This is a genomic window from Streptomyces sp. NPDC051555, assembly GCF_044454405.1.
Classification (GTDB): domain Bacteria; phylum Actinomycetota; class Actinomycetes; order Streptomycetales; family Streptomycetaceae; genus Streptomyces.
In genome coordinates this window covers 99693-120846 of the sequence record NZ_JBITDP010000008.1, presented here as the reverse complement: position 1 = coordinate 120846, position 21154 = coordinate 99693, and the positions used below count along the sequence as shown (strand labels likewise).

General features: G+C 73.6%; 15 protein-coding genes, 5 tRNA genes and 3 pseudogenes. 9 read left to right on the top strand and 14 right to left on the bottom strand.

Annotated elements, in window-relative coordinates:
* Window positions 1-7: 7 nt before the first annotated feature.
* Window positions 8-493 carry a TIGR02611 family protein gene (locus tag ACIBEA_RS18695; RefSeq protein WP_399262174.1) on the bottom strand — a complete coding sequence of 162 codons (486 nt, stop codon included), beginning with the start codon at window positions 491-493 and terminating at the stop codon, window positions 8-10.
* Window positions 494-670: 177 nt separating this feature from the next.
* On the opposite strand from ACIBEA_RS18695, the gene ACIBEA_RS18690 reads away from it, so the two are divergent.
* Both ACIBEA_RS18690 and ACIBEA_RS18685 read left to right on the top strand, forming a co-directional pair.
* Window positions 671-1084 carry an SsgA family sporulation/cell division regulator gene (locus ACIBEA_RS18690; RefSeq protein ID WP_030011909.1) on the top strand — a complete coding sequence of 138 codons (414 nt, stop codon included), beginning with the start codon at window positions 671-673 and terminating at the stop codon, window positions 1082-1084.
* A 202-nt stretch (window positions 1085-1286) separates the two neighbouring features.
* A pseudogene (locus tag ACIBEA_RS18685) lies at window positions 1287-1841 on the top strand (CGNR zinc finger domain-containing protein); the annotation flags it as partial.
* A gap of 373 nt (window positions 1842-2214) precedes the next feature.
* Here the strand turns inward: ACIBEA_RS18685 and ACIBEA_RS18680 are convergent.
* Entirely contained in the window at window positions 2215-2682 is a 468-nt protein-coding gene (locus ACIBEA_RS18680; protein WP_399262172.1) for a hypothetical protein, read from the bottom strand.
* Between the two features lie 166 nt (window positions 2683-2848).
* Here ACIBEA_RS18680 and ACIBEA_RS18675 point away from each other — a divergent pair, with 166 nt between their 5' ends.
* The gene (locus ACIBEA_RS18675) at window positions 2849-3373 is read left to right on the top strand and encodes a DsbA family protein (protein WP_399262170.1); all 525 of its coding nucleotides are present in this window, start codon (window positions 2849-2851) and stop codon (window positions 3371-3373) included.
* A 19-nt stretch (window positions 3374-3392) separates the two neighbouring features.
* Here the strand turns inward: ACIBEA_RS18675 and ACIBEA_RS18670 are convergent, their stop codons facing one another.
* From ACIBEA_RS18670 to ACIBEA_RS18660, 3 genes are all read right to left on the bottom strand, one after another.
* Window positions 3393-4220 (bottom strand): GNAT family N-acetyltransferase, encoded by an 828-nt coding sequence (locus tag ACIBEA_RS18670; protein WP_399262168.1) that lies wholly within the window; start codon window positions 4218-4220, stop codon window positions 3393-3395.
* Window positions 4221-4315: 95 nt separating this feature from the next.
* The gene (locus ACIBEA_RS18665; protein ID WP_399262166.1) at window positions 4316-5167 is read right to left on the bottom strand and encodes an aminotransferase class IV; all 852 of its coding nucleotides are present in this window, start codon (window positions 5165-5167) and stop codon (window positions 4316-4318) included.
* Between the two features lie 68 nt (window positions 5168-5235).
* On the bottom strand, window positions 5236-6309 hold the full coding sequence (locus tag ACIBEA_RS18660) for a chorismate-binding protein (protein ID WP_399262163.1): 1074 nt from the start codon (window positions 6307-6309) through the stop codon (window positions 5236-5238).
* Window positions 6310-6478: 169 nt separating this feature from the next.
* Here ACIBEA_RS18660 and ACIBEA_RS18655 point away from each other — a divergent pair.
* The 5 genes from ACIBEA_RS18655 (at window position 6479) to ACIBEA_RS18635 (ending at window position 6950) form a co-directional block, all read left to right on the top strand.
* A tRNA-Gly gene (locus tag ACIBEA_RS18655) sits at window positions 6479-6551 on the top strand.
* Between the two features lie 42 nt (window positions 6552-6593).
* Window positions 6594-6667 (top strand) — tRNA-Cys (locus ACIBEA_RS18650).
* A gap of 1 nt (window position 6668) precedes the next feature.
* Window positions 6669-6740, top strand: a tRNA-Val gene (locus ACIBEA_RS18645).
* 21 nt (window positions 6741-6761) lie between these two features.
* A tRNA-Val gene (locus tag ACIBEA_RS18640) sits at window positions 6762-6833 on the top strand.
* A 42-nt stretch (window positions 6834-6875) separates the two neighbouring features.
* A tRNA-Val gene (locus ACIBEA_RS18635) sits at window positions 6876-6950 on the top strand.
* A gap of 256 nt (window positions 6951-7206) precedes the next feature.
* On the opposite strand, the gene ACIBEA_RS18630 is transcribed toward ACIBEA_RS18635, so the two are convergent.
* Window positions 7207-7392 carry a hypothetical protein gene (locus ACIBEA_RS18630; protein WP_399262160.1) on the bottom strand — a complete coding sequence of 62 codons (186 nt, stop codon included), beginning with the start codon at window positions 7390-7392 and terminating at the stop codon, window positions 7207-7209.
* Window positions 7393-7937: 545 nt separating this feature from the next.
* Between ACIBEA_RS18630 and ACIBEA_RS18625 the strand changes: the two are divergent.
* Window positions 7938-9285, top strand: a pseudogene (locus ACIBEA_RS18625) (serine/threonine-protein kinase); the annotation flags it as partial.
* On the opposite strand, the gene ACIBEA_RS18620 reads toward ACIBEA_RS18625, so the two are convergent.
* From ACIBEA_RS18620 to ACIBEA_RS18585, 8 genes and pseudogenes are all read right to left on the bottom strand, one after another.
* Window positions 9247-10065 carry a TrmH family RNA methyltransferase gene (locus ACIBEA_RS18620; RefSeq protein WP_399262157.1) on the bottom strand — a complete coding sequence of 273 codons (819 nt, stop codon included), beginning with the start codon at window positions 10063-10065 and terminating at the stop codon, window positions 9247-9249. The pseudogene ACIBEA_RS18625 and the gene ACIBEA_RS18620 sit on opposite strands and share 39 nt — an antisense overlap.
* Window positions 10066-10175: 110 nt before the next feature.
* A complete protein-coding gene (gene cobA / locus ACIBEA_RS18615) occupies window positions 10176-11396 on the bottom strand; it encodes a uroporphyrinogen-III C-methyltransferase (RefSeq protein WP_399262155.1) in 1221 nt (406 codons plus the stop codon).
* A gap of 827 nt (window positions 11397-12223) precedes the next feature.
* Window positions 12224-15532 carry a nicotinate-nucleotide--dimethylbenzimidazole phosphoribosyltransferase gene (cobT, locus tag ACIBEA_RS18610; RefSeq protein ID WP_399262152.1) on the bottom strand — a complete coding sequence of 1103 codons (3309 nt, stop codon included), beginning with the start codon at window positions 15530-15532 and terminating at the stop codon, window positions 12224-12226.
* A 311-nt stretch (window positions 15533-15843) separates the two neighbouring features.
* Window positions 15844-17082: a precorrin-6y C5,15-methyltransferase (decarboxylating) subunit CbiE gene (cbiE, locus tag ACIBEA_RS18605; protein ID WP_399262150.1), complete on the bottom strand. Its 1239-nt coding sequence runs from the start codon at window positions 17080-17082 to the stop codon at window positions 15844-15846.
* Between the two features lie 302 nt (window positions 17083-17384).
* Window positions 17385-17963 (bottom strand): annotated as a pseudogene (locus ACIBEA_RS18600) (GNAT family N-acetyltransferase); the annotation flags it as partial.
* Between the two features lie 173 nt (window positions 17964-18136).
* Window positions 18137-19000, bottom strand: coding sequence for a MetQ/NlpA family ABC transporter substrate-binding protein (locus tag ACIBEA_RS18595; protein WP_399262148.1), 864 nt, complete (start codon window positions 18998-19000; stop codon window positions 18137-18139).
* Window positions 19001-19098: 98 nt separating this feature from the next.
* A complete protein-coding gene (locus ACIBEA_RS18590; protein WP_399262145.1) occupies window positions 19099-19767 on the bottom strand; it encodes a methionine ABC transporter permease in 669 nt (222 codons plus the stop codon).
* The gene (locus tag ACIBEA_RS18585; protein WP_399262143.1) at window positions 19764-20870 is read right to left on the bottom strand and encodes a methionine ABC transporter ATP-binding protein; all 1107 of its coding nucleotides are present in this window, start codon (window positions 20868-20870) and stop codon (window positions 19764-19766) included. Before ACIBEA_RS18585 ends, ACIBEA_RS18590 begins: the two co-directional genes overlap by 4 nt.
* Between the last annotated feature and the right edge of the window lie 284 nt (window positions 20871-21154).

The window sequence follows — 21154 nt, the reverse complement described above, 5'->3', positions numbered from 1 at the left end:
ACGGCCGCTACTTCTTGACGTGCCAGGGCAGGGTGAGCCCGTACTTCCACAGGTAGAAGCCGATCAGCGCGCCCGCGATGACGAGGCCGACGCTGGTCAGGATGATGTTGCGGCGGCGGACCTTCGGGTCGAGGGCCTTCTGGGCCGCCTCGGACACCTTGCGCTTGGTCCAGCGCAGCACGACCTGGGCCCAGGCGAACTCGGTCGCCCAGATGAACAGGCCCGCGAAGATCGCGACCCAGCCCGGCCCGGGCAGCACCAGCATCGCGATGCCCGCGACGATGACCGCCAGTCCGACGACGAAGACGCCGACCTGCCAGCTCAGGTGCAGGCTCCGGCGGGCCTGGATGAAGGCGGGCGCCTTCGACACGTGCGGCTCCTGCTTCGCCGTCGCGTCCGCGTCCGCGGCTGCGCCCGATGGAGCGGATCCTGCCGATTCCGGCGATGCGCCGGTCGCGGACTCGCTGCTCTCGCGGTTACTCCCCGTATTCATGGGGTCGAATCTACCGGAGCCGGATGCACAGGTGAATCGTCGTTTGGATCCGCCGTCCGAGGGACCCAGAGGTCCGCAAAACGGTCAGAGGGGTTTACAACGGCACCGCAGGTGGCATGTCGATTTCGCCGACGTGCGAATCCCCGAGCGCACACTGAGCGAAAGGCCCTGGCGCTTATGAACACCACGGTCAGCTGCGAGCTGCACCTGCGCCTCGTTGTGTCGAGCGAGTCCTCACTGCCTGTACCCGCGGGCCTGCGGTATGACACGGCCGACCCCTACGCCGTGCACGCCACCTTCCACACCGGCGCCGAGGAGACGGTCGAATGGGTATTCGCCCGCGACCTCCTCGCGGAGGGCCTGCACCGGCCCACCGGTACCGGCGACGTCCGCGTCTGGCCGTCCCGCAGCCACGGTCAGGGCGTCGTATGCATCGCCCTGAGCTCACCGGAGGGAGAAGCACTGCTCGAAGCACCAGCACGAGCACTCGAGTCGTTCCTCAAGCGGACGGACGCCGCGGTCCCACCCGGGACCGAACACCGGCACTTCGACCTCGACAAGGAGCTCTCCCACATCCTGGCCGAAAGCTGAGCCAGGCCTACCGCCGCTCGACACCGTCCGACTCGGGGCGACGGTGCGGGGCGGACAACCACATACGCACGTGCCGGCGCTGTTCCCGCGGGATCCACCCGCGGGGACGGCGCCGGTGCGCGTGGGGACCACTCGGCTAAAGTCGGCGACCAGCGGCGGCCTCGTTCCGCGCCGCCGCAAGCCAGGCCCCCAGGGAGCACCCGTGCAGATCCCCCACGACACCCGGCGCGCACTCGACGTCGTCGTCGCCGTGGTGAACACCGCGGCCGAGGCGGGCCAGCCCGACGGGCTGGCGGACATCGGCGCACTGCGCGCCTTCGTACACGAGTTCGCCATCAGCGACGTCGGCGAGCTGGGCGCCCGCGACCTCTCCGGCGTGCGCGCCGTCCGCGCGAAGTTCGCGCAGGTCTTCGCGGCGCCGAACTCCCGTGCGGCCTCCGTGCTGATCAACGAGCTGGTCGCGACGGCGGGCACCACGCCCCAGCTGACCGATCACGACGGCTACGACTGGCACGTGCACTACTTCGCCCCGGGCGCCTCGGTCGGCGACCACCTGGCCGCGGACGGCGGGATGGCGCTCGCCTTCATCGTGGTCTCCGGCGAACAGGAACGGCTGCGCCGCTGCGAGGCCCCGGACTGCCGGCGCGCCTTCGTCGACCTCTCGCGCAACCGGTCCCGGCGCTACTGCGACAGCCGCACCTGCGGGAACCGGCTGCACGTGGCGGCGTACCGGGCCCGCCGCAAGGAGGCGGGCACGGAGCACGTGGAGCCGGCGGCAGGACAGGGATCAGAGCAGGAAGAGGTCGTGCACGGCGGCGAGCAGCAGCAGGGTGCCGATCACCGTTAGGAAGATCATCAGCGGCGGTTGGGAGAGCGCGAAGAGGCAGCCGCGCGCCTCTTCGGGCGGCACGGGCGGAGCGGGCGTTACGGGCGCGGCGGACCGAGGTGCGGGGACCGGAGGGGACGCGGGCGCGGCAGCGGGGACGAGGGCCGGAAGCGGAACGGGAACCGGCGGCTCGCCCGTCGAGGTGTCGGGCATGTCGGGCCGATGATGACGCAGCGCACCCCTGTTCGTCCGTCAACACGCCAATGACGATGCGGTAGTTCGTCAGATCTTGTGCTTCTGGTCCTCAGATCCCGTGCTTCTTCAAGATCGCTTCGATGTCGGAGAAGTCCTCCGCGGGCGCGGCCGCGCGCTGCGGTGCGGCCTGCGGGGGCGCGCCGGCGCCGAGCGAGGGCGCGGAGGCGTTCGGCGCGACCGCGGCCTGCCGCTCGGACCGGGTCGAACGGTCCGGCCGGCCCGCCTTCGCCACCTTCGCCGGCTTCTCCCCCTCGGGGCCGAGCCGCCGGCGCTCGATCGCCCGGGTGCCCGTGAAGAGCAGCCAGGCGAGGCCCAGCAGGCCGAAGCCCACCCAGACCGTCGGGTTGAAGGCGATCCCGGACACCCACTTCACCAGGCCGGTCAGCACCAGGGCCACCGGGACCAGCGCGTACGCGGTGATCCGCGCCGCCGCCAGGAAGCGCTTGCGGTAGGCGGTGAGCGCGGCGATGCCCAGGCCCGCCGCGGATGCCGCGGAGCATATGGTCTCGGCAAGCATGGGTTCCTCCAGCTCTGGGCGATCCGTCCCCTCCATCGTGCACCGGGGACGGCCGCGGGGGCCATGCGCCGGAGCCGAAGGCGGGCGATCTCCGGGACATCTCCGGGTCGCCCCTCCTCCCCAGGTCGCGGTCGGGGCCGGGAGCGGGGGCTGGGAGACTGTCCGCATGACCGATTCCCAGCCCGCAGGCTCCCCCTCCCCCGTGACCCTCGAGGTCTGGTGCGAACTCCAGTGTCCCGACTGCCACGGCGCCCTCGACGACGTGCGCGCCCTGCGGGCCCGGTACGGCGACCGGCTGGACATCGTGCTGCGCCACTTCCCGCTGGAGAAGCACAAGCACTCCTTCGCCGCCGCGCAGGCCGCCGAGGAGGCCGTGGTCCAGGGGCAGGGCTGGCCGTACGCGGAGGCCGTACTGGCCCGCACCGCGGAGCTGACCACCCGGGGCGAGCCGCTACTGCTCGATGTCGCCCGTGAACTGGGGCTGGACGTCGAGGAGTTCGAGGTCGCGCTGATCGACGGCCGCCACATCCTGATCGTCGACGCCGACCAGGCCGAGGGCAAGGCGATCGGCGTGACCGGCACGCCGACGTATGTCATCGGCGGGGAGCGCCTGGACGGCGGCAAGAGCCAGGACGGGCTGCGCGAGCGGATCGAGGAGATCGCCGACCGTCTCCTCGCGCACCCCGCTTAGGCGGGTTGCCCGGAAGGGTTCAGAGCAGCTCCTTGGCGAAGTTGACCGCGGTGTAGCGGTAGCCGAGCGACTCGTACAGGCGCTCCGCCGGGGTGTTGCCCGCGAAGACGTGCAGGCCCAGGGCGGTCAGCCCGGCCGCGCGGGCCGCGCCCTCGGCGAGCAGCATGAGGGAGCGGCCGTGGCCCCGGCCGCGCTGCTCCGCGACGACCTCGACGTCGAAGACGTACGCCGCCCCGCCGAGCCGGCCGACCCAGATGTGCCCGGCGCGCTCGCCCGCCGCTTCCAGGACGAGGATGTCCACGTCCGGGGAGTCGGGGCCGTGCGGCAGCTGGCTCGCGTGGTCGGCGACCGACTTGGCGTGCGCGGCTTCCGGCGACAGGCCCCGGGCCTCCCAGTCGCCGGCGTACCGCACGGTGGCGTCGGCCAGCCAGGGCCCGTACTCCTCGGCCGTGATCGGCCGCCCGGTGGTCCCCGCGGGCAGCGGGGGCGGGTCGGACCCGAGGTCCTTGACCATGGTGCGGCCGGTGCGCAGGTACCCCAGCGCCTCGGCCAGGCGCAGCCCGCCGCCGGACTCCGTCGGGACGGACACCGTGACGCGGCGGCACCCCCAGGAGCGCAGGATCTCCTCGGCGGCGAGCCCCGCCACCGTGGCCCGACCGCGACGGCGGTCGCCCTCGTCCACGGCCAGGCCGTCTATCCTCCCGATCACGACGGACCCGAGCGGTTCGGCCGCGGTCAGCACCAGGGCGCCGACCCTTCTGCTGTTCACCCGGATCTCGTACGGGCGCGAGCGCGCCCCGGTCGGGGTCTGCTGGAGCGGCGCGGACGGCCGCAGGGTGGTGGTCATCAGGGTCTTTCTACCCGCCGTACGGGCCCACGACAGCCTCCTTTTCGCCCGGACCGCCGCCGGGCGCCGGGGCGGCGCCGGGTGCGGCGGCGGGCTCACGGGTCGAGGTCGGCCCCGGACCGCTCGTCGAAGATCCGTGCGGCCTTCGCCGTGACGGGTCCGGGCGCGGCCGTCAGGACCCGCCCGTCGATCCGGTGGACGGCCTGGACGTCGCGCAGCGAAGAGGTCAGGAAGACCTCCTCGGCCCGCTCCAGGACCTCGTACGGCAGATCGGTCTCGTGGGCGCCCGCCCACTCGACGACGAGGTCGCGGGTGATGCCCGCGAGGCAGCCGGAGGCGAGCGGCGGGGTGTGCAGCTCTCCGTCGAGGACGACGAAGACGTTGGACCCGGTGCCCTCGCAGAGCCGGCCGACGGTGTTGGCGAAGAGGGCCTCGGAGGCGCCGGCGCGGTGGGCGGCGGCCAGGGCGACAACGTTCTCCGCGTAGGAGGTGGTCTTCAGGCCGGCGACGGCGCCGCGCTCGTTGCGCACCCAGGGGACCGTGATCACCGCGGTGGTGTCGGGGCGGCGGGTGGCCGGGGCCAGGGCGACGACCAGGGTGGGCGCCGATTCGCCGCGGTCCGAGCCGAGCGGCGAGCGGCCCGCGGTGTAGGTGATCCGCAACCGTCCGGACGGGGTGGCTCCGGAGCCCGCCTCCAGTACGGCGGCGCAGGCGCGCCGCACCTCGTCGAGGTCGGGGTCGCACAGCCCGAGGCCGCGGGCGGAGCGGGTCAGCCGGTCGAGGTGCCGGGTGAGGGCGAAGGGACGGCCGCCCTCGACCTTGAGCGCCTCGAAGACGCCGTCGCCCACGGTCAGCCCGTGGTCGAAGACGGAGACGGCCGCGCTGCCGGCTTCGTGCAGCGCCCCGTCGAGCCAGACCGGGGTCCCGGACGCGGGCGGCTGCGTCATCGGCGTCGGATGCGGCGTCCTGTCCGGCGTCCTGTCCGGCATCGGGTTCGGCGTCGGGTTCGGCGTCGTCACTGAGCGGTCCCTCCACTGTGCTGGTGGTAGGTGCCCGACGCTACCGCCAGCAACCGGGCCGCCTTCAGTTCGGTCTCCGCCCACTCGCGGTGCGGGTCGGAGCCCCAGGTGATCCCGGCGCCGGTGCCGAAGCACAGCCGGGGACCGCCCACGGCCGCACGGTCGATCCAGAAGGTGCGGATGCCGACGGCCAGCTCGGCGGTGCCCCGGTCGGCGTCGACCCAGCCGATCCCCCCGCAGTAGGGGCCGCGCGGGGCGGTCTCCAGGGCCTCGATGATCCGCAGCGCGGAGGACTTGGGGGCGCCGGTGACGGAGCCGGGCGGGAAGGTCGCGGCGAGCAGTTCCGGCCAGCCGGCGCCGTCGGCGAGCTCACCGCTGACGGTGGAGACGAGGTGGACCAGGCCCGGGTGCTCCTCCACGGCGCACAGTTCGGGCACGGTGACGGACCCGGTGGCGCAGACCCGGCCGAGGTCGTTGCGGACCAGGTCCACGATCATCACGTTCTCGGCGTGGTCCTTCTCCAGCAGGTCCGCCGCGGTCCGGCCGGTGCCCTTGATGGGTCCGGACTCGATCCGGCGGCCGGTGCGGCGCAGGTACAGCTCGGGGGAGGCGGTGGCGATCTCGACGCCGTGCGCGGGGAGGCGAATCGTTCCGGCAAAGGGGGCGGGATTGCCGCGGGCCAGCAGTGCGGTGAGCGCGTCCACATCGGCCGGACCGGAACCGGAAGCGGAGCCGGACAGGGGCGCGGACATCACGCGGCAGAGGTTGGCCTGGTAGACCTCGCCGGCCGCGATGTGCTCGCGGATGCGCCGTACTCCCGCGACGTAAGCGGCCCGGTCCAGAGAGGACGTCCAGTCGCCGGCGGCGGGGCCGTTCCAGGCACCTGGGACGGGCGCGGGAACGGGGTCGGGGCGCACGTCACCGAAGCGCGCGCAGGTCAGGCGCCCCTCGAAGTCCGCGGACACCGCCCAGAAGCCGGTGGAGTCCAGGGCCGCGGGATCGCTCGTGACGTCGCGGAGGTCTGATGCGAGGAGGCCGCCGAAGCGGGCCATGGGAGCCAGGTCGTGCACGGCTGCGAGTCTATGACCGGTGACGGGTCGGCGCCGGTGGGGTGACCTGTGGTGATCGGGCGGCAGCACGCTGCGGAAACGCGTTTTTGAGCTGGCTCGGGAATCCGCTAGAGTTCAACACGTCGCCAGGGAGCGCCGGGGAAAAACCCGGAAGCGAACACGGTGACCTGCGGACGTAGCTCAGTTGGTAGAGCACCACCTTGCCAAGGTGGATGTCGCGAGTTCGAGTCTCGTCGTCCGCTCGAAGTGGGGGATCTTCCCGAGAACCCTTGCTCACGCTCCATGGTGGAGTGGCCGAGAGGCGAGGCAACGGCCTGCAAAGCCGTCTACACGGGTTCAAATCCCGTCTCCACCTCCAAGGACGATTAGCTCAGCGGGAGAGCGCTTCCCTGACACGGAAGAGGTCACTGGTTCAATCCCAGTATCGTCCACTCGATCCGCAAGGATCACCCGCGCGATTAGCTCAGCGGGAGAGCGCTTCCCTGACACGGAAGAGGTCACTGGTTCAATCCCAGTATCGCGCACGCTGTACAGTTACGACCTGCGGCTTCACTGCCGTGGTGCCCGCGCGATTAGCTCAGCGGGAGAGCGCTTCCCTGACACGGAAGAGGTCACTGGTTCAATCCCAGTATCGCGCACCATACGAAAGCCCCGGCCGTTCATTCGGTCGGGGCTTTCGCGTTGCGATGGGTAGGGCGACGCGAGATGGGTAGCGCGTCGCGATGCGCTGTGCGATGCGCTGGCCGCCCGGGCCGGAAACCGGAAGAGGGTGCTGCCGGTACGACGTCAGACGTCGCACCGGCAGCACCCTTCTCCTGCCGTCCGCCGCACCCCCGTCCCCACGGGGCTGAAGGCCGATGTCCGGCCCGGGCCGCTCTCCCGGGCCTGGAGCGCCGCTCAGCGCCCCAGCATCGCGCCCACGGACGACGCTTGCGCCACCACCTGGTCCCATCCCCCGAAGAGGAAGACCAGGACGGCGGCCAGGGGGAGCACCATCGCCGCGGCGACCAGTGGGTGCCGCGTGCCGGACTCGTGGCCGTTGAACGCGAATGCCCTGCGTCCCTGCCGTGCGACGTCCGCCATGGCCCTCTCCCTGTAGTTGACAGCGGCGGGCCAGTGACCTCGGGGGACGAGTGCGCCACCCGCCGCTTGTCTTCAACACTAGGCGGGCCGGGCGCCCCTGGCCTCATGCCCTCGTATCCATGCCGGGCCTCCAGGAGGATGACTGCGGCGATCTCCTCGTACTCCCCTGGGTGGAGACCGCTCCCCCGTTGTAGGGGGCATCCCCCAGGAGCGTGGTCGGGGTCCGTGCGGGAGCCGTCACCCGTGGTGACTTCCCTCACGCCCACCGCCGCCCGCACGCCGTCGCGCGCCGCGCGTACGCCGGGCCCGCGCGACCCGGTGGTTCCGGGTGCGTCGGGGCCGGGGGCGCGCCAATCCCCTTGGACCGGGGGCCGTTTGGGGGAACGGCCGTTACCCCGGTCCCCCACCGCTCGTACCCCTGATTCTCCCTCAAGTGGCCTTCCCAGCACTGACGATCGAATCTCCCGGCGAGGGCGCGGCCTCTGAGCGGACATGCCGGATGGTCCGTAAGCTGTGCCACGTCAACAGGACGACCGGTCAGCGGGGTGGACATGGCGATGATGCGGCTCCGGCGGGAGGACCCGCGCGTCGTCGGCTCGTTCAGGCTGCACCGGCGGCTCGGTGCGGGCGGCATGGGCGTGGTCTACCTCGGCTCGGATCGGCGCGGTCAGCGCGTCGCGCTCAAGGTGATCCGACCCGACCTCGCCGAGGACCAGGAGTTCCGCTCCCGCTTCGCCCGCGAGGTGTCCGCCGCCCGGCGGATCCGCGGCGGCTGCACGGCCCGGTTGGTGGCCGCGGACCTGGAGGCCGAACGGCCTTGGTTCGCCACGCAGTACGTCCCCGGGCCCTCGCTGCACGACAAGGTGGCCGAAGAGGGCCCGCTCACCGCCGCCCAGATCGCCGCGATCGGCGCCGCGCTCTCCGAGGGGCTGGTCGCCGTCCACGAGGCGGGAGTGGTCCACCGCGACCTCAAACCGTCGAACATCCTGCTGTCGCCCAAGGGCCCCCGGATCATCGACTTCGGGATCGCCTGGGCGACCGGCGCCAGCACGCTCACGCACGTCGGCACGGCCGTCGGCTCCCCCGGCTTCCTCGCCCCGGAGCAGGTGCGCGGCGCCGCCGTCACGCCCGCCACCGACGTCTTCGCCCTGGGCGCCACCCTCGCCTACGCGGCGACCGCCGACTCGCCCTTCGGGCACGGCAGTTCCGAGGTGATGCTGTACCGCGTGGTGCACGAGGAGGCACACCTGCTCGGCGTACCGGACGCCCTCGCACCGCTCGTACAGGCGTGCCTGGCCAAGGACCCGGAGGACCGGCCCAGCACCCTCCAGCTGTCGATGCGGCTCAAGGAGATCGCGGCGCGGGAGGCCCAGGGGATCACGGACGGGCGGCCGCCGGCCCAGCGCGCCCGGGGCGCCGAGCGGCCCACGGGCCGGCTCGCGGACGAGTACGCCGAACAGCACACCGAGCGGCGCACGGCGGGCACCCCGGCGCTGCGACCCCAGGGCGGTCAGGGTGGTCCGGGCGGTCCGTCCGCGAGCGGCTCGCACGGCGCCCACGAGGGGGCGCACGCGCGCCCCACGGGCCCCCGCGAGCCCGGTGGCCCGAGCTCCCGGCCCACGGCCGGACGCACGGCCGGACGCACGGCCGGGCGGACGGGCGGTGGCCGCCCGGGTCCGCGCACGACGGGCACGGGTCGTCGACCCTCCCGGCCGGACCCGCGGTTGATGCGGCAGCGGCTGATCGTGTTCGTGCTGGTCACGTTGATCGTGGCGGTGGGGATCGCGGTCGCCCAGAGGTTGTGAGCGGGCCCCCCGCGCCGGCCCGGTGGGCCCGGCGCGGGGACCGTTCGGGTCAGCCCCGGGGGCGGGTCGCGTAGAAGGCGACGGCGGAGGCCGCCGCCACGTTCAGCGAGTCGATCCCCTCGGACATGGGGATGCGCACCCACTCGTCCGCGGCGCGCAGGGCGTAGGTGGAGAGGCCGTGGCCCTCCGAACCGAGCATGATCGCGGACTGCTCGAAGCGCTCCGCCGGAACCTGGTCCAGCGGAGTGGCCTTCTCGCTCGGCGTCATGGCGAGGATCCGGTACCCGGCTTCGCGGACCTGTTCGAGGTCGGCGGGCCAGTCCGTCAACCGGCCGTACGGGACGGAGAAGACGGACCCCATCGAGACCTTGATGGCCCGCCGGTACAGCGGGTCCGCGCAGTCCGGGGACAGCAGGATCGCGCTGATGCCGAGGGCCGCGGCGCTGCGGAAGGCCGCGCCGAGGTTCGCGTGGTCGACGAAGCCCTCGAAGATGGCGATCCGGCGGCCGCCGGGCCCGGCGCCCATCAGTTCCTCGGCGGTCGGCAGCGGCTTGCGCTGCATGGAGGCGAGCGCGCCGCGGTGCACGTGGTAGCCGGTGACCCGCTCGGCCAGCTCGGGGCTGACGGCGTAGACCGGCGCCGGAAGCTCGTCGATGACGTCGCGCATGACGTCGACCCACTTCGCGGAGAGCAGCATGGAGCGCATCTCGAATCCGGCGTCCTTGGCCCGCCGGATGACCTTCTCGCCTTCCGCGATGAAGAGTCCTTCGGCGGGCTCGCGACGTCTGCGCAGTTCGACGTCGGTCAGGCCCGTGTAGTCGCTCAGGCGCGGGTCGTCGGGGTCTTCGACGGTGATGAGATCAGCCACAGGGTGATACTGCCTTGTCCTGGGTGTGGTGCCAACGGCTTGGTCGTAGGGGGCGTGCGGAGACGACGCGGGGGGGGCGGAAGCGCCCGGGGGCGCGGGTGGCGCCGTGGTCAGGCGGCCGGGCCCACCTTCACGACGTCGCCGATGACGATCACCGCGGGCGGGCGGACCTCCTGGGCGCGGACCGTCTCGCCGACCGTGGCGAGGGTGGCGTCCACCCGGCGCTGGGCGGCGGTCGTGCCCTCCTGGACCACGGCGACCGGGGTGTCCGCGGAGCGGCCGTGGCGGACCAGCGCCTCGGCGATCAGGCCGATCTTGTCGACGCCCATGAGGATCACCAGGGTGCCGGTCAGCTTGGCGAGCGAGGCCCAGTCGACGAGCGAACGGGGGTCGTCCGGTCCGACGTGGCCGCTGACGACCGTGAACTCGTGGGCCACCCCGCGGTGCGTCACCGGGATGCCGGCCGCGCCGGGCACGGAGATCGAGCTGGAGATGCCGGGGACGACGGTGCAGGGGATGCCTGCCTCGGCGAGCGCCTGGAGCTCCTCCATGCCGCGGCCGAAGACGTACGGGTCCCCGCCCTTGAGCCGGACCACCGACTTGCCGGCCTTCGCGTGCTCGATCAGCGCGTTGTTGATGGCCTCCTGGGCCATGAAGCGGCCGTACGGGATCTTCGCGGCGTCGATGACCTCGACGTGCGGGGCCAGTTCGTCGAGCAGGCCGCGGGGGCCGAGCCGGTCGGCGATGACCACGTCGGCCTCGGCGAGCAGCCGGCGGCCGCGGACGGTGATGAGGTCCGGGTCGCCGGGGCCGCCGCCGACCAGGGCCACGCCGGGGTTGCGCTTCTCGCGCCCCTGCGCCGGAGCGGCGAGGCTGCCGTCGCGCAGCCCCTCGATGATCGCGTCGCGCACGGCGGCGGAGCGGCGCGGGTCGTTGCCGGTCAGTACGGCGACGGTGACGCCCTCGCTGCGGCCGGTGGCCGGGGTCCAGGCGGTGGCCGCTTCGGCGTCGTCGGCGCGCACGCACCAGACCCGCTCGCGCTCGGCCTCGGCGGAGGCGGCGTCGTTGGCCGCCGTGTCACGGGTGGCGATCAGCGCGTACCAAGTGTTGGCGAGGTCGCCGTCCTGGTAGCGGCGGCGCTCCCAACGGATCTCGCCGGTCTCGGCCATGACGTCCACGGAGGGGGTGGCCGAGGGGGAGATCAGCAGCACGTCGGCGCCGGCCGCGACGAGCGCGGGGAGCCGGCGCTGCGCGACCTGGCCGCCGCCGATGACGACGACGCGGCGGCCCGCCAGACGGAGGCCTACGGGGTAGGCGGGGTGTGCGGCCATGCGGGGCTCCTCGTACGGGGGGTTCCGGTGCGGGCGGATCTCGCGGCGGCGGTGGCGCGAATCGCGTGGTCAACGTTACGGGCCGGGGCGGGCGGGTGCCGGTCCGGGGGCGGGGCCCGGCGGTCCGGCCCCGCGGGTCCGACCCGGGCCCGAATCAGCCTCGCCGGTCCGTGCGGGCCCGAATCAGCCTCACCGGTGCGACCCGGGCCCCGGATCAGCCTTGCTGGACCGACCGGCCTCCCAATCCAGCCTCGCCGGCGTTTGAGGCGCCCCCCGCGGGCCCCCCCCGGCCCCCCGGCCCCCCCCCCCCGGGGGCCGCCCCCCGGGGGGGGGCGGGGGGCCGCCCCGGGGGGGGCGCGGTGGGCCCCGCCCCCCCCCGCGCCGCGGGCGGCCCCGCCCCCCCCCCGCCCGCCCCCGCCCCCCCCCCCCCCGGAGGGACCGGAGAGGCTCCGCGCCCACCCCGTCCGGGTGCCGGCCCTGTCGGGGTGGGTGGCGTCCTGCCCGGGTGCCGGCTCGTTCGCCCTCCGGGGGCGCCTCAAACGCCGGCGAGGCTGGACAGGGGGTCCGCCCGGGCCGGCGGTGAGGCTGGATCGGGGGCCGGCACGGCTGGCGAGGCTGGACCCGGGTCCGCCCCAGCCAGGGAGGCTGGACCCGGGTCCTCCCCAGCCGGCGAGGCTGGGGTCGAGGCCCGGCCCGGCCGGCCAGGCTGGGATCGAGGCCCACCCCGGCCGACCAGGCTGGGATCGAGGCCCGGCCCAGCCCGGCCAGGCTGGGGTCGAGGCCCGGCCCGGTCGGACAGGCTGGGAGCGGGGCTCGCTGGGGCGGGGTTACTTTTCGGTGACGCCGGCCGAGTCGAAGGTGGCTACCTCGTGCATGGCTCGGGCGGCGCTCTGGACCAGGGGGAGGGCCAGGAGCGCCCCCGTGCCCTCGCCGAGGCGGAGGTCCAGGTCGACGAGCGGGCGCAGCCCGAGGGTGTTCAGGGCCGCGACGTGACCCGGCTCCGCACTGCGGTGACCCGCGATGCACGCGGACAGGGACTCCGGGGCGATGGCACGGGCCACCAGCGCCGCCGCGCCCGCGCTCACGCCGTCCAGGATGACCGGCGTACGGAGCGATGCTCCGCCCAGCAGCAGGCCGACGATCGCCGCGTGTTCCAGACCGCCGATCGCGGCGAGCACGCCCACCGGGTCGGACGGGTCCGGCTGGTGGAGTTCGAGCGCCCGGCGGACGACCTCGATCTTGCGGGTGTGCGTCTCGTCGTTGATGCCGGTGCCGCGCCCGGTGACCTCCGCCGGATCGACGCCGGTGAAGACCGAGATGAGGGCGGCGGACACGGTGGTGTTCGCGATGCCCATCTCACCGGTGAGCAGGGCCTTGTTGCCCGCCGCGACGAGGTCGCGGGCGGTCTCGATGCCCACCTCGATGGCGGCCACGGCCTCCTCGCGGGTCATCGCGGGCCCGACCGACAGGTCGGCGGTGCCGGGGCGGACCTTGCGCGGCAGCAGTCCGGGGGTGGCGGGGAGCTCTCCCGCGACGCCCACGTCGATCACGCAGACCTCGGCGCCCACCTGGTTGGCGAAGGCGTTGCAGACCGCCCCGCCGCCCAGGAAGTTGGCGACCATCTGCGTGGTGACCTCCTGCGGCCAGGGGGTGACGCCCTGGGCGTGCACACCGTGGTCACCGGCGAAGATCGCGACCGCGGCGGGCTCCGGGATCGGCGGAGGGCAGACCCGCGAGAGGCCGCTGAGCTGGGCGGAGATGATTTCGAGCATGCCCAGGGCCCCGGCGGGCTTGGTCATGCGCTTCTGCCGCTCCCAGGCCTCGCCGAGCGCCTTCGCGTCGAGCGGGCGGATGCTCGCGACCGTCTCGGAGAGCAGGTCGTGCGGCTCCTCGCCGGGCAGCGCGCGACGACCGTACGTCTCCTCGTGGACCACCCAGGACAGCGGGCGCCGCTTGGACCACCCGGCCTGCATCAGCTCGGGCTCCTCGGGGAACTCGTCCACGTAGCCGACGCACAGGTAGGCCACGACCTCCAGGTGCTCGGGCAGGCCGAGGGCGCGGACCATCTCGCGCTCGTCGAAGAAGCTGACCCAACCGACGCCGAGGCCCTCGGCCCGGGCGGCGAGCCAGAGGTTCTCGACGGCGAGCGCGGAGGAGTACGGCGCCATCTGCGGCTGGGTGTGCCGCCCGAGGGTGTGGCGGCCGCCGCGGGTGGGGTCGGCGGTGACGACGATGTTCACCGGGGTGTCGAGGATCGACTCGATCTTCAGTTCCTTGAACTGCTTCGCCCGGCCCTTGGGCAGCGACTTGGCGTACGCCTCGCGCTGGCGCTGGGCCAGTTCGTGCATCGTCCGGCGGGTCTCGGCGGAGCGGATGACGACGAAGTCCCAGGGCTGGGAGTGCCCGACGCTGGGCGCCGTGTGGGCGGCCTCCAGGACGCGGAGCAGCACCTCGTGCGGGATCGGGTCGGTACGGAAGCCGTTGCGGATGTCGCGGCGCTCGCGCATGACGCGCAGGACCGCTTCGCGCTCGGCGTCGGCGTAGCCGGGCGCGGCGGCGCCGCGCTCAGCGGGCTCGGCGACCTCGGCGACCTCGATGGCCTCCGGGGCTTCGACGGCCTCCGGGGCGTCGACGGGCTCGGCCGGTTCCACCGCGTCCGCGGACTCGGCCACGGCCACCGGCTCGGTTACGGGCTCGGGCGCGGCCGGGACCTCGACGATCGGCGCGGGCGCCGCTTCGGGGAGCACCTCGCCAGCGGCTTCGGCCACGGGGGCCGGGACCGGCTCGGGCTCGGGCTGGAGTTGGGGCTCGGGGGCGGCCTCGGCCACGACCACGACCTCGGGGGCGACGGGCGGAGCCGCCTGCTCCACGGGAGGCACGACCGGGACCGGCTCCGCGAGGACCACGGGTGCGGCCTCCGCGACGGGCGCGGCGACGGGCTCCGGGGCCGCGGGAGCGGCCGGGGCGACCGGCTCGACGACCGGGGCCGGAGCGGCCACCGGCTCGGGAGCCGCCGCCACGACCGGCTCCGCCGACCAGGGGGCGCCCGCCTGGAGCGGGATCTCACCCAGCTGCGGGCCGGGCAGCGCGCCGGTCTCCACGGCCGGGACGTCCAGGTACTCCAGGCCGCCGCTGGTCGCCGGAGCGGTCTGGAAGACCGGCGCCGGCGCCTGCGCCTGCACCTGCGTGTCGGCCACGGCCACGGCCGCGGCCACGACCTCCACCTCGACGGGAGCCTCGGCCGGGAGTGCGACGGGCGCGGTCGCCGGTACCTCGGCGGGCACCTCCGCGGGGGCCTGCGCCACGACCACCGGCGGGTCCTCGACCGGAGCCTGCGGCGCGGGTTCGGCCGCGGCGTCGACCGCCACCTCGACCGGCGCCTCCGCCTGCGTCTCGACCTGTGCCTCGGCCGGCGCCGGAGCAGCGGCGGCGGCCTCGGCGACCTCCACCTCCGCCGGAGCCTGAACCGGAACGTCCACGGGGGCCTGTGCCTGCGCCTGGCCCTGGACCGGCGCGAGGGCGACCGCCGCGAGCGGCGCCTCGGCCTGCGCAGGCGCGACGGGCTCGACCGGGGCGCTCACGGCGACGGGCACGGGGGCGGGGGCGGGCGCGACGGGGGCCACCGGCGGCACCGGCGCGGCCGGGCCGCGGTCGGCGAGGGAGCGTACGACGCCGCCCGAGGCGTCGGGGACCGGCGGGCCCATGTGCAGCGGGCGCCGGACGGGGGTCACGGGCGCGGCCGGCGGCGGCAGCAGGCCGCCGAGGTCGAGGGCGCCGGTGTCACGGCCGCCCGCCTCGTGCGCGCCGTGCGTGTAGGAACCGGTGTCGGTGTAACCGGGCTCCGCGAAGCCGGGGTCGACGAAGGCGGGCGCGGGCTCGTAGAAGCCGCCCTCGACGGGGAAGACGGGGGCCGGGGGCACCACCTGCGGGTCGCTCCACGCCCCCTGGCCGCTGGGCATCAGCAGGAGCTCGTCGTCCTCGGCCGGGTTGTCCACCAGGTCCTGGAACGCGTACCCGCCCGTCGCCTGGAGCGGTGTCCGGAGCGGTGCCGGGACCGGCGCGGGGATGCCGTGCTGATCCACCATGCCCGCGTTGTCCGGGAGGCCCTCGCCCGGAACCTGGCCGGTGTCAGTCATGCTTACCCCTCGCCCATCGGTATTGCTGCTTCGATCGCCCGGCGCCCGTATGACCAACGAGCGTGGCTGCCGTGCGGCACGAGCCCCTCGGGCGCGCCACCGCCGACAACCACTAAGCATTGTCGCGCCCGTTCGCCACCACGGCGGCCATAACTGCCACGGTCTGCTGTGGACTGCGCCACGTCGGGTGGTCCATTGGTGCCGATGTGCCCGGAGTGACGGGGCAGTACGACGATCGGCCAGCCTACCCCGGGCCATTTCGCAGGTCCGCCCGGGTCACGGCACGGGCGACCGGGGGTCCGGTCACAGCCCTAGCGGCTCGACGGGCGTTCGGCCGCGATGAGGAAGACGACGGAGCGCTCCTGCTCGCGCCAGGTCCGGGTGTCCATGCCCACGGACTGGAGCAGCGCGCATTCCACCGCGTACCCGCCTTCGGTCAGGGCGCGGCCGATCGCCTCCGCCTCGTCGCGGGTGGAGGCGTGGGTGACGATCCGTTCCGGACGGCGGTCGGCGCAGGCCTGGACGACCGGGACTCCCCCGCCGCCGATCCGGACGACGTCGGGTTCGGGGAGGTTCTCCAGTACGTGCGGTGCGCGGCCCGCGACGGCCTGGAGGAGCACGCCGCGGTGGCGGGCGGCGACTTCGATCCGCTCGCAGGCGCGGGGGTCGGCGTCGACCGCGATGACGGCCGCGCCGAAGGCGGCCGCGTCCACGGCGAGCGCGCCGGTTCCGGCGCCGATGTCCCAGAGGAGGTCGCCGGTGCGCGGGCCGAGCCGAGCCAGTTGGGCGGCGCGAAGCAGCGCCGACTCGCCCTCCCCGCCGGGCACCCCGGGGCCGTGCTCGGGGTGGTGGGGGTCGGGGCGGGCCCAGCCCCGGGCGCCCGCGGCGGCCACGGCGACGGCGGTGGGCCGGCCCATGAGCCAGCCGGGGTCGGCGGAGACGGGCCCGCCGCCGCCGACGACGATCACGACGTTGGGGTCGCGCCAACTGTGGTCGGCGGCCCGGTCCGAGGTCAGTACGGTGACCCGTTCCTTGTCGGTGCCCAGTTCCTCGCAGATGACGAAGGTCCGGTGGACCCCTTCGAGCAGCAGGGCGAGTTCGGCGGGACCGGCGCCGGGCGAGGTGAGGACGGCGACCTTGGTGTGCGCCCGGCAGACGTTGACCGCGCGGCGCAGGGTGCGGCGTTGGGCCACGACGACCTGGGCGTCGTCCCAGGGCATGCCGGCGCGGGCGAAGGCCGCGGCCACGGAGGACACGGCCGGGACCACTTCCACCTCCAGGCCGTGTTCGGGAGCGCGCAGGGCCCGTACGACGCCGAAGAAGCCGGGGTCGCCGTCGGCGAGGACGACGGCGGTGCCGCGGTGGCCCGCGATGCGGCGGGCGGCGAGGCCGAGGCTGCCGAGCCGGATGCGTTCGGCGGCGGGCGGGATCTCGGGGAGCGCGAGGTGGTGGCCGGCTCCGGCCACCAGCGTGGCTGCGGCGAGCGCTGATCGGGCGGCCGCGGTCAGGGGGGAGCCGTCCCAGCCGATCACCGTGACCCGGTCGGCCATCGTCGTCGGTCTCCCTGGTGTGGGTGGTGGTGCGGGGCGGCCCGGCCGCGAGGGCGGGCACCGTGAGACTACCTGCTGATCGGGGCGTCCGGTGTCGGCGGACGGCCGGGTCAGGGGCGGTCGGACCGGGCGGTGCGGTCGTGCGGCTGGGGGTGGCGTCCGGCGTGCGACTGGTGCGGGGACTGGGGTTGGCGGCCGTGCGCGTCGGCGTCGGCGGCCTGGGGGTGCTGGTCGGTGATCTGGCCGGTGGGCGGTTCGGGTACGGCGTGGAACTCGCCGTAGCCGTCGAGGACGTCGAGGTCGTCGAGGTCCTCCGGGACCAGGCCCCAGACCAGCAGGTCGGTGCGGGTGTCGACCCATCTGCCGTCGGGCGTCTGGGTGCGCACTATCCAGGCGTTGCGCAGGACGCCCTCGCTGATGCAGCCGATCTTCTGGGCGACCTGCTGGGAGGCGGTGTTGTCGGCGGCCGTGCGCAGTTCGAGGCGCTCGAAGCCGTGGTCGCGGAAAAGCCATTGGGCGACGGCGAGCACGGATTCGCAGGCGTAGCCCTCGCCGCGGGCCCAGGGGGCGGTCGCGTAGCCCACCTCGGCGCTGAGACAGCGCCAGTCGGTGTGGCGGACGTGGACGGTGCCGACCAGGCGGTGGGTGAGGAACTCGGTCACGGCGAAGACGATGCCGCGGCCGTCGGTGCGCTCGCGGTGGGCTCCACCGGTGGCCCAACGGCGGGCGTCGGCTCCGCTGTAGGGGTGCGGGGCCTCGGTCCAGGCGGTGATGAGTTCGTCGTTCATCATCTCGGTGAGCGCGCTGACGTCCTCTTCCTCGAAGGGGCGCAGCACCAGCCGGTCCGTGCTGATGGAGACGTCCGGGAAGGTGGTTGTCATGCGCAGCTCCATGCCTGAGACCGTGGCCGTAGAGCCACAGCATGCAGTATCGGTCCGGTGGTGTGCAGGGCCGGGCTGCCCGGATACGGGCAGGCGGCGGCCGTGCGCGCGCAGCGGCGCGGCCCCGCCCGCCCGGGGAGGGCGTGCGGGGCCGGGGCTGCGTTACCGGTGGGTCAGGAGGCCGGGGTGCCGAAGGCCGGGATGACCGAGCCCTGGTACTTCTCCTCGATGAACTTCTTGACCTCGTCGGAGTTCAGGAGCTTGGCGAGCTTCTGGATCCGGGGGTCGCTCTGCTTGCCGTCCTTCACCGCGAGGAGGTTGGCGTAGGGGTTGCCCTCGGCCTTCTCCAGGACCAGGGCGTCCTTGGCGGGGACGAGCTTCGCCTCGATGGCGTAGTTGCCGTTGATGATGGCGGCGTCCACGTCGTTCAGGGCGCGCGGGACCGTGGCGGCCTCCAGCTCCTTGAACTCCAGGCCCTTCTTGTCGGTGATGTCGGCCAGCTTCGCGGCGGTGCCGACGCCGTCCTTGAGGGTGATGAGCTTGTTGGCGGCGAGCAGCTGGAGCGCGCGGCCCTCGTTGGTCGGGTCGTTCGGGACGGCGACGGTCTGGCCGGCCTTGATGTCCGTGAGGGACTTGACCTTCTTGGAGTAGAGGCCCAGCGGCTCCAGGTGGACGTTGACCACCGGGACGATGTGGGTGTTGTTCTTCTTGTTGAAGTCGTCCAGGTACGGCTTGTGCTGGAAGAAGTTCGCGTCGACCTGGCCCTGCTCGGTGGCGGTGTTGGGCAGGACGTAGTCGGTGAACTCCTTGACCTCGATCTTGAGGCCGTCCTTGGCCGCCAGCTTGTCCTTGACGAAGTTCAGGATGTCGGCGTGCGGGCTCGGGGAGGCCGCGATGACGAGGGGCTTGCTCTCGTCGGTCTTGCCGCCGTCCGCCTTGGTGGAGGACGGGTCCGAGGAGGTGCCGCAGGCGGTGAGGCCGAGGGCGAGGGCCGCGGTGGTGGCGGCGAGGGCGGTGAACTTGATGGAGCTGCGCACGAAGAGTGCCTCTTTCCTGGGTGGTGCGGACAACGCCCGAGCACGACGAGTGCGGGCTGTGGGAGGGAAGGAAGTCTGGAGGGGGGCGCCGTGCCCCGTCAGGCTGTCCGGCCGCGGCGGGCGAGCAGGCGGACCACGCCGTCGCCGAGCAGCTGGATCACCGTGACAAGGACGATCAGTACGACCACCGTGGCGACCATGAAGCCGGTCTCGAAGCGCTGGAAGCCGTAGGTGATGGCCTTGGAACCGAGACCTTCACCGCCGACCGCGCCCGCCATGGCGGAGTAGCCGACGAGGGTGATCACGGTGGTGGTGACGGCGGCGATCAGGGAGGGCAGGGCCTGCGGGAGGAGCACCTTGCCGACGAGGGTGGGGACGCCCCCGCCCATCGACTCGACGGCCTCGACCAGCCCGTGGTCCACGCCCCGGACGGCGGTCTCGACGAGCCGGGCGAAGAAGGGGATGGCGCCGATGGCGAGCGGGACGATCATCGCGGTGGGGCCGATGAAGGTGCCGACGACGGCGGTGGTCACCGGAATCAGGAAGATCAGCAGGATGATGAACGGCATCGAGCGGCCGACGTTCACGATCGCCCCGAGGACCTTGTTGACCACCCGGTTCTGCAACAGGCCGCCCGTGTCGGTGAGGACGAGCAGGATGCCGATGGGCAGCCCGCCGAGGACGGTCACCAGGGTGGACCACAGGACCATGTAGAGGGTGTCGTACGTGCCCTGGGTGAGCAGGGGCTGCATCTCGGACCAGGTCACTTGGCGCCATCCTTGACCAGCTGGGCCGGGACGGTACCGGCGGGTGCGGAAGCCGCGGGGGCCACGGTGGCGCCGTCCGCGTCGGTGTCGGTTTCGGTGTCGGTGTCGACCACGTCGACCTGGAGGCCGCGCTCGCGCAGGAAGCCGACGGGGACGACGTTCTCCTCGTAGCGGCCGGGGAGTTCGATGCGCATCCGGCCGACCTGGCGGCCCGCGACGGTGTCCATGGCGGCGCCGAGGATCGATATGTCGATGTTGTAGGTGCGCGCCAGCTGGGAGATGACCGGCTGGGTGGCGGCCTCGCCGTGGAAGGTGACGTCGACCACGGTGCGGTCGATGCCGGTGGCGGCGCCGCTGACCGGGAAGAGTTCGTCGGCGAGTTCGGAGCCGGGGGTGGCCAGCAGTTCGGAGACGGTGCCGGACTCGATGATCCGGCCGCGCTTCATCAGGGCCGCGGAGTCGCAGACCGCCTTGACCACGTCCATCTCGTGCGTGATGAGCAGGACGGTCAGGCCGAGCTGCTGGTTGAGGTCGCGCAGCAGTTGGAGGATCGAGCGGGTGGTCTCGGGGTCGAGGGCGCTGGTGGCCTCGTCGGAGAGCAGCACCTTGGGGTCGCCGGCCAGGGCCCGGGCTATGCCGACGCGCTGCTTCTGGCCGCCGGAGAGCTGGCCGGGGTAGGACTTGGCCTTGTCGGCGAGGCCGACGAGGTCGAGGAGTTCCAGCGCCTTGCGGGAGCGCTCGCGGCCGGAGACCCCGAGGATCTCCAGGGGCAGCTCGATGTTGCCCTGCACGGTGCGCGAGGACAGCAGGTTGAAGTGCTGGAAGACCATGCCGATGCGGCTGCGGGCCTCGCGGAGCTCCTTGCCGGCGCGCCGGCCGCGGCCGGCCAGCGCGGTGAGGTCGACGCCGTCGACGCTCACGGTGCCGGTGGTGGGGCGCTCCAGCAGGTTCACGCAGCGGATCAGGGAGGACTTGCCGGCGCCGCTCTGGCCGATGACTCCGTAGACCTCGCCCTCGCGGACGTGGAGGTCGACGCCGTCCAGGGCGGTGACCTCGCGGCCACGGGACTGGTAGACCTTCGTGAGGCCCGATGTGGTGATCACAGGAATTCCGTCGCTGTCGAGTGCACGGCATGGCAGACCGGGCACGGGGCAATCATCTGGGGACGCGATGCGGGACGAACCAGGATGAATCGGCGGTTCGACGCCGGGCGGTTGGCAGGAGCGGTCCGGGTGATTTCGATGGCTCTACAGCGCGGGGGCTCTACAGCCGGCACGGTCCGGACGGACTCGGCCGATCTCGCTTCGGGGCGCGAGGCTCAGGAAGGGGGGCCCTCAGAAGGCGCGCATTCGACACATACAACGAGCACCGGGCGTCATCGTCGCCT